Origin of the sequence: Dolichospermum circinale AWQC310F, from assembly GCF_000426925.1 — a bacterium.
Lineage (GTDB): Bacteria > Cyanobacteriota > Cyanobacteriia > Cyanobacteriales > Nostocaceae > Dolichospermum > Dolichospermum circinale.
This window is the reverse complement of record NZ_KE384667.1, coordinates 57494-60901: the sequence shown is the minus strand read 5'-3', so window position 1 is coordinate 60901 and position 3408 is coordinate 57494. Positions and strand designations below refer to the sequence as shown.

Below are 3408 nucleotides of genomic sequence, written 5' to 3'. Positions count from 1 at the left end.
TGAACAGGTTGCCGCCGCCATAGTCTTTTTGGTCAAAAATGAACCCCAAGAGGCGCAAGCCAGACTAGAACAGGCTGTAGGCTGGCTAGACAAATCAATTTCCGCCCCTCCTTGCCCCACCCACGGACACAAAACAACGTAGGGGCAAACCCCCCATGGTTGCCCCAATACCGGGGTTGTAGGGGCAAACCGCGTGGTTGCCCCAGTAACAAAGGAATTAACCTTCACCTTCGCAAAGACAATAAACGACGGCTTTCTAATTGCTTACAAAGCCTGAGTTCTGTACCTTTGCGATTCCATTCTACTTGATCAAAAATCTGATGCAGTAAGGACATACCCCGTCCACTTTCTGCTTCCTCAGGTGGTAAATAGTCATTGGGATCACTATCACCTGTAATGGAGGGAGTGAAACCGCTACCCTGATCTGAAATAATCCACCAATATTGATTCTCTACTAATGAGAAACGAACTACTACTAATTTAGCGGGATCAAGATTATTCCCATGTTTAGCCGCATTTACTAGGGCTTCTTGGAGTCCTAGTCGCAGTTCTGATTGCAATTTTGCGGGAATATCTGTCAATAGTAAATCTAGGATTGGACAAAGATAAAGGGTGGAAGCAAAACTAATTGTCCCCCAATAACGCCCGACTGGACGAAGAGAAATGGTAATCACAAGAGAAACCCCGTAGCTTTTAGTTAGCTAGACATCAAGAAAGCTTTTTCAGGCATTCCGATAAGAATTAGGTGATCATGTTGCCTTTAAACTTGCGTCTGTAAAACTAAATTTATAAAAATGCTCTCCGCTGGTAATTTAGAAGGAGAATCAAATTGCTTATTTACAGTTTGCTAAGGTTAGTCTGTTGATTAAGTAGATAAATAAGGGCTACTGTTTTGAACAGCAGGGGAAAGATCCTCTGATTAACCGGCGGCTTGTAATTAAGACAATTTTATGCACCTTTTTTAAGATTCTATGCAGCTTCGATGTCTTTAGAAAAAAATGAGTTTCTATTTTTATGGTGATTTCATTCTAGCATTATGAGTATGCACTAGACTACAAATTGACAATTTTTATTTTTGTAAAGAATTAATGACTCTAATCATTGTCCGATAGTACCAGAAAGGCGGCTGCTTCTACATGGGCAGTTTGAGGGAAGAAGTCAGCGGGCTGAACCCTTGTGAGTCTGTATAGTCCGTTTTCGCACAGTAATTTGAGGTCACGGGCTAAAGTAGATACTTTACAACTGACGTAAACAATTCGAGAAGGTTTCAAGTTTCTTAATGTTTTGATAACGTTATCTTCACATCCTTTCCGTGGTGGATCAAGTAAGACGACATCTGGTATGATCTCCAAATTCTGGAGAATTTTTTCCACTGCACCTACTTGGAATGTTACATTATTAATTCTATTTTCTTGAGCATTGACAATTGCCTGTTTTACTGCTGTTGATTGTAATTCTAAACCGATGATCTGCTTTACTTGTTTAGCCAGGGGTAAGGTTAGGGTCCCTATGCCACAATAGGCATCTACTAGGACTTCATGACCTTGTAAATTTAGTTCTGACTGAATTACCTCTAATAAAGCCTCGGCTGTTTCTGTGTACACTTGGAAGAAGGTATCTGGACGAATTTGAAAATCCATACCGGCGAATTTTTCTCGTAGGTAAGGAACTCCAGCTAGACAACGGGTTTCTAATCCAAATATAGCATTTGTGCGATCGCTATTACGATTTAATGACACGCCTACTAATTGGGGATAACGCTGTAACCATTGCTGTGCTTGGTTTTCAATTCCTGGTAAGTTCCAATCTTTGACGACTAAAGTTAGCAGCATTTCTCCTGTGCGACGGCCAATGCGTAAACCTAAATGGCGAATTAATCCTTTGTGTCTGGTTTCGTCATAAATTGACCAACCCTGCTTTTCAATGTCTAATTTTACTTCAGCTAATAAAGGATTTAACCGTGAATCTTGCACTGGGCATTGATTTAAGTTTATTAATTTATGAGTACCTTTGTGGTAATATCCAGCTTGGACATGACCTGTGGCAGAAATCCCAAGCGGATAAGTAACTTTATTGCGATAACCCAAGGATGCAGCAGCTACTAATACTGTATTCACAGTTATGTTTACAAAACCGCCAATTCTTTCTAAAGCTTGAATTACTTGATTTTGTTTGGCTATTAACTGGTAATTATAGTTAATATGTTGCCACTGACAACCACCACATTTGTCAGCGACAATACAATTTGGTCTTAGCCGTTGAGGGGAAGCCTCTAATAAATCCTCAAGTTGACCATAGGCATATTTTGGCTTAACATTGAGTAATTTGACAAGTAGGCGATCGCCTGGTACAGTATCCGGTACAAAAACCACACGTTTATCAAAGCGTCCGACACCGTCCCCAGTGTCGCTTAAATCAGTAATTTCCAATTCGATGACTTCACCTTGTCGCCACATTATATTAGTCATTAGTCAGTTGTTAGGGAATAGGGAAGGGAGACTTCCTTAATGTAGAATTGTGAATAGATTTACCTCTATCTTCCCACACACTTCACGAATGTTCCTCTAAGTCGCTAAACTAGCAAATATAAATATTTTGGGTTATTTTGATCATCATGACTGTAATTAGCCAAGTTATTCTCCAAGCTGACGACGAACTGCGTTACCCCAGCAGTGGCGAACTCAAAAACATCAAAGCATTTTTGGAAACTGGTGTAAAGCGCACAAGAATCGCTGCTACCCTTTCAGAAAACGAGAAAAAAATTGTTCAAGAAGCTACCAAAAAACTTTGGCAAAAACGCCCTGATTTTATCGCCCCTGGTGGTAATGCTTACGGTGAAAAACAGCGGGCTTTGTGTATTCGGGACTTTGGCTGGTACTTACGCCTAATTACCTACGGTGTACTTGCTGGTGACAAAGAACCTATTGAAAAAATTGGTTTGATTGGTGTACGAGAAATGTACAATTCCCTGGGTGTTCCCGTTCCCGGCATGGTAGAAGCGATTAATTCTCTCAAACAAGCGTCCTTAGATTTACTGAATGCAGAAGACGCTTTAGAGACTGCACCCTACTTTGATTACATCATTCAAGCCATGTCTTAATCAAATCTCCGTATTATAGCCCGTAATTGGGAACAGTAAATAGGGAATAGGGTTAAGGGTCTTGACTTCCCCGCAGTTGGTAGTGGCTATGGCAAGATTTGTCAAGTTATTAACCAGTTGTGGGGATATTTTTATCTCAGTTACATAATTGTAAAATTTGTCTTAATTGTCAGTGATTTGGTGGGGTATTTTTCCGTAAATGCTGAGTGACTCGGCTAAAGTTCAGTTACTATATAGTGATTAATTATGTCATAATGATGTGAGGATAGCGATTTTTCTGAGAGAATCTCAATCACATATAGGAATAA

General features: G+C 40.2%; 4 protein-coding genes. 2 read left to right on the top strand and 2 right to left on the bottom strand.

Features of this window, described 5'->3' with window-relative positions; translation table 11 throughout:
- Positions 1-142: DUF6439 family protein (locus ACIR310F_RS26620; RefSeq protein WP_231387386.1), on the top strand; the 142-nt coding region annotated here is incomplete at its 5' end.
- 82 nt (positions 143-224) lie between these two features.
- Here ACIR310F_RS26620 and ACIR310F_RS0104095 read toward each other — a convergent pair.
- Both ACIR310F_RS0104095 and rlmD read right to left on the bottom strand, forming a co-directional pair.
- Positions 225-674, bottom strand: coding sequence for an ATP-binding protein (locus tag ACIR310F_RS0104095; protein WP_028082724.1), 450 nt, complete (start codon positions 672-674; stop codon positions 225-227).
- Between the two features lie 420 nt (positions 675-1094).
- Positions 1095-2468 carry a 23S rRNA (uracil(1939)-C(5))-methyltransferase RlmD gene (rlmD, locus tag ACIR310F_RS0104090; protein ID WP_028082723.1) on the bottom strand — a complete coding sequence of 458 codons (1374 nt, stop codon included), beginning with the start codon at positions 2466-2468 and terminating at the stop codon, positions 1095-1097.
- 146 nt (positions 2469-2614) lie between these two features.
- On the opposite strand from rlmD, the gene ACIR310F_RS0104085 reads away from it, so the two are divergent.
- Positions 2615-3100, top strand: a complete 486-nt coding sequence (locus ACIR310F_RS0104085) for an allophycocyanin subunit alpha-B (protein ID WP_028082722.1) — start codon at positions 2615-2617, stop codon at positions 3098-3100.
- Positions 3101-3408: the final 308 nt, after the last annotated feature.